The sequence below is a fragment of the Aliivibrio sp. A6 genome (assembly GCF_028765505.1).
In the GTDB taxonomy this organism is placed as follows: Bacteria; Pseudomonadota; Gammaproteobacteria; order Enterobacterales; family Vibrionaceae; genus Aliivibrio; species Aliivibrio finisterrensis_A.
The window spans coordinates 1-353 of the sequence record NZ_JARACR010000152.1; the positions used below are offsets into that span (position 1 = coordinate 1).

Below are 353 nucleotides of genomic sequence, written 5' to 3' on the forward strand. Positions count from 1 at the left end.
CTAATGTTTCATTTCTTTGTAATTTAGAGATGATATTGCCAACTTCGATGATATCGGAGATTGGCATCTTAGTTATCTTCTTAAAATCCTTTTTAAATTGGGTTGAGTATTCTAGGTTATACATTTGTCACTTTGCCTTCAGTGAGCTCAGAAAACATCTCATCTATAGAGTTAACTTTATGTCCTTTATTTTCAACAAGTTCTTTCATCGCAGCAGCAGAAACTTCATTTGGTTGCGGAACTCGTAGATCAAATGGAATACCACCATGGTTAATGACAGCTTTAGCAAACAGTTTAATTGCTTGTGATGTGCTTAGACCAACTTCACCGCAGATGCTAGTGAAAGCAAGTTT

At 35.7% G+C, this 353-nt stretch carries 1 protein-coding gene and 1 pseudogene; both read right to left on the reverse strand.

The window, feature by feature from the left end:
• A pseudogene (locus PVK70_RS18965) lies at positions 1 to 124 on the reverse strand (type II toxin-antitoxin system YafQ family toxin); the annotation flags it as partial.
• The coding region (locus PVK70_RS18970) for a type II toxin-antitoxin system RelB/DinJ family antitoxin (RefSeq protein ID WP_274441727.1) at positions 117 to 353 on the reverse strand (237 nt) is incomplete at its 5' end. The gene PVK70_RS18970 and the pseudogene PVK70_RS18965, both read right to left, overlap by 8 nt.